This window comes from Acinetobacter sp. Colony158, from assembly GCF_019264745.1.
Lineage (GTDB): Bacteria > Pseudomonadota > Gammaproteobacteria > Pseudomonadales > Moraxellaceae > Acinetobacter > Acinetobacter ursingii.
Genome location: NZ_CP078523.1, coordinates 3,498,977 through 3,502,248, shown reverse-complemented (window position 1 = coordinate 3,502,248; position 3,272 = coordinate 3,498,977). Strand labels below are relative to the sequence as shown.

The following is a 3,272-nucleotide window of genomic DNA, read 5'->3' as shown; positions in this document are numbered from 1 at the left end:
GGCATTATCCAATCTGGAATGCTTTCAGATTAATCCACTGATTAAGGATTATAACGGTCCTGCCTGTGCGTATGTTACTGGACCGCTAGGCGGTTACACCGCCAACAGTAAAGGTGAACGCTTTATTGAGTGTGATTACTGGAGCGGACAGATGATGTGGGAATTTTATCAGGAACTGGAAAGTGGCAATGGTCCTATATTCCTTAAAGTTGATCATCTGGCGGAAGAGACTATCCAGACGATTGAGGAGATTTTACATAGCAATGAGCGTCCGAGCCGAGGTCGTTTTCATCAGGGGCGAGGCACAAATTACCGTCAAGATATGGTCGAGATGCATATTTCCGAGATTGGTTTTTGTAGTGGGCACAGTGCATCCGGCGTATGGGTGAACGAGAAAGCGGAAACTTCGGTCAAAGGCTTATATAGTGCGGGTGATATGGCCGCTGTACCACATAATTATATGTTAGGTGCATTTACTTATGGTTGGTTTGCTGGGGTCAATGCTGCGCAATATGTGATTGATGTCAAAGACAGCAACCTAAATCAGGCGGAGATTGAACAGGAAAAAGCCAGAATCTATGCGCCGTTATCTCGTCAGGAAGGGCTATCACCTGAACAGGTCGAGTATAAATTACGTCGCTTTGTGAATGATTATTTACAGCCGCCCAAAACACGACAAAAAATGGAAATCGGTTTGCGCCGTTTTGAAGAAATCAAGCAGGATATTTTGCAGATTGCGGTCCACAACCCACATGAGTTGATGCGCGCCGCAGAGGTATCTGTGATTCGGGACTGCGCTGAAATGGCAGCTAGAGCATCACTCTTTCGGACTGAAAGTCGTTGGGGGTTATACCACTACCGTGCAGATTTTCCCGAAAAAAATAACGAAAACTGGTTTTGCCATGCCCATCTGAAAAAAGATGAACAAGGCAATATGGTGAGTTTTAAAAAGGCCATTGAACCTTATGTGGTTCCGATTCATGAAAGTGAAGCACAGTCCTATGATCAGCTTCGTATCCAGAAAGCGCATAAAGAAACTGTAACAGGTTAAACAGAAGGATCATGACAAATGGCACTTATTTTTAAAGAAATTAATCATCGTAGCGTCGCTCCAGTTTTGGTCGATGAAGATAAATGTATTGCTGACAAGGGATGTACGGTTTGTGTAGATGTCTGCCCGCTGGATTTACTGGCGATTGATCCGCATACCCAAAAGCCTTTATGCAGTTTGATGAATGCTGGTACTGCATGCCGTGTGAAAAGGACTGCCCGACAGATGCGATTCAGGTCAATATTCCATATTTATTGAAATAATTTATTGGAAGAATGACCTTGAGGGTTAACAGCTGCATTCATAACATCGAAAAAGGATAATACATGTCTATTCAATACCCACAAGTGCTTGATCTTGATGAAGATGATCAAAAATTTTTTAGGCAGTTAAACACGAATGATGAAAAAATTCGTTTCATTACCCTGATGCACATTGCAGAAGAAGAACGCGAAGAACTTTTACCATGGTTACATTATGCACTTCAGCATGATCCCGCAGTGATCGTTCGTCAGGAAGCGGCAAAACGACTAGAGGGTTGGGAAGATCCTGCATCCTTACAGGCATTGGCAAATGCCTTGAATGATGACTCAATGATGGTAGTCGATGCGGCGACACACAGCCTGAGTGAAGTAAAAAATCCTGAATCTGCCGAGATCCTTGCAGCTTATCTGGACTCCAATAATAGCATGGTAAAAATTGCCATATTGCGTGCGCTTAAACCATTACGATCAATTGCTTCATATGACCGTATTTTGCAACATACTCAACATCGCGATATTCATGTACGTCGCGAGGCAGTCAGTGCTTTAAGCTGGTTGCAACAGCAGCAGGCCGTAGACATTCTGGCTGATATTGCTCAGAACGATATTGATCAAGAAACACGTCGTATTGCGACTGGGGGGCTGAGCTATACTCAGCAGATATCGCCGCAAGTCAGCACTGCATTAGAAAGTGCTTTACACGCTCCTGATTGGCAATTGCGGGTCGAAGCAGCTTTGACCATCGGTAAACTTAGGGCGACTGCACTTGAGCAAGCCTTATTGCCATTATTGCTGGATCCTTACTGGCAGGTCAGAATTGCGGTGACCAGAAGTCTGGGACTGTTAAAATCCAGATTGGCACTGGATTGTCTGGCAGAAAATTTCAAGCATGAGATCAGTAATTTACGTAAGGAAGTTGCACTGGCACTGGGTGAGATTGGTGGCGAGCAATCTACGCAACTACTCCGCGATCATGAACAGGATCCTGATCCTGAAGTGCGTAAAGCAATTCGTATCGGTCTGGATCAGATTCGGGAATATGCGCATGCAACTTAAACCAAATATCCATGTCGATGTACAACAACATACCATTGCATTCAAATGGCCCGATAAGGATCTGCTCATCAGCCATCAACAACTTCGTGAAATCTGCCCTTGCGGTTTCTGTAAGGCCAAACGTCTACGTCACCAAGCGGTTGTAGATGCACATACTGTGCAAGTTACCGCTATGTTTGATCAGGGATATGGCGCTCAAATCTGTTTTAGTGATGGACATGATCAAGGTATTTTTCCATGGGTATTTTTGAAAAATCTTGATCTATAGCTCACTTTTTGTTTTAGCCTATTGGCTAAAAGCTTGGGGTCTCCTTATTTATTTTTTTCCTTGCTAAACTTTGTAAAATATGGCGTTGATATTGGGATGTTTATAGCTTATTTAAATAGGTATAAGCATCTTTGATTTTTTTGCTTTGCCCATCATAAAATTAGAGATATTATTTTTATCCCCATAAAACAATCAACCAAGTGATTGCGATCAGGCTTAAGGCAACAAATTGAGCAGCGCTACCCATATCTTTGGCATTTTTAGACAGTTCATGTTTTTCAAGTGAAATTCGATCCACCACAGCTTCAATCGCAGAATTAAATAATTCAACAATAATGGCAATGAAACCAACGCCAATCAGTAAAATCCGTTCAACTGGGCTAAAGTCCAGACTTAAATTCACCACCAATAACACAATATTCAGCAAGATAATTTGTCTAAATGCGGCTTCGAGTTTAAATGCAGCTTTAAAACCCGAGATGGAGTAGCTGGTCGCATTGAGAATGCGCTTGATGCCGTGTTGACCTTTGTATGGAGAAGGAGAGGGGGTTTTCATGGACATTTACCGTTATCAAATGATGCTTTGAAGTTTGAAGAATTTTACTTAAGACTATATGAGGAATGTAGAAATTTT

Annotated in this window: 4 protein-coding genes and 1 pseudogene; 4 read left to right on the top strand and 1 reads right to left on the bottom strand. The window is 42.5% G+C overall.

Going from position 1 to position 3,272, the window contains the following annotated elements; translation table 11 throughout:
• The 4 genes and pseudogenes from JR005_RS14265 to JR005_RS14250 form a co-directional block, all read left to right on the top strand.
• On the top strand, positions 1 to 1,051 hold a 1,051-nt coding region (locus JR005_RS14265; RefSeq protein ID WP_218665350.1), incomplete at its 5' end, for a fumarate reductase/succinate dehydrogenase flavoprotein subunit.
• A gap of 18 nt (positions 1,052 to 1,069) precedes the next feature.
• Positions 1,070 to 1,314 (top strand): annotated as a pseudogene (locus JR005_RS14260) (4Fe-4S dicluster domain-containing protein).
• A gap of 63 nt (positions 1,315 to 1,377) precedes the next feature.
• Entirely contained in the window at positions 1,378 to 2,370 is a 993-nt protein-coding gene (locus JR005_RS14255; RefSeq protein WP_218665349.1) for a HEAT repeat domain-containing protein, read from the top strand.
• Positions 2,360 to 2,638, top strand: a complete 279-nt coding sequence (locus JR005_RS14250) for a gamma-butyrobetaine hydroxylase-like domain-containing protein (RefSeq protein ID WP_218665348.1) — start codon at positions 2,360 to 2,362, stop codon at positions 2,636 to 2,638. Before JR005_RS14255 ends, JR005_RS14250 begins: the two co-directional genes overlap by 11 nt.
• Positions 2,639 to 2,813: 175 nt before the next feature.
• Here the strand turns inward: JR005_RS14250 and JR005_RS14245 are convergent, their stop codons facing one another.
• Positions 2,814 to 3,194 (bottom strand): diacylglycerol kinase, encoded by a 381-nt coding sequence (locus JR005_RS14245; protein ID WP_218665347.1) that lies wholly within the window; start codon positions 3,192 to 3,194, stop codon positions 2,814 to 2,816.
• Between the last annotated feature and the right edge of the window lie 78 nt (positions 3,195 to 3,272).

Bases quoted from the DNA above. Each gene is read 5' to 3' on its own strand.
- JR005_RS14255 (WP_218665349.1), top strand. From the start codon at position 1,378: ATGTCTATTCAATACCCACAAGTGCTTGATCTTGATGAAGATGATCAA.
- JR005_RS14250 (WP_218665348.1), top strand. From the start codon at position 2,360: ATGCAACTTAAACCAAATATCCATGTCGATGTACAACAACATACCATT.
- JR005_RS14245 (WP_218665347.1), bottom strand. From the start codon at position 3,194: ATGAAAACCCCCTCTCCTTCTCCATACAAAGGTCAACACGGCATCAAG.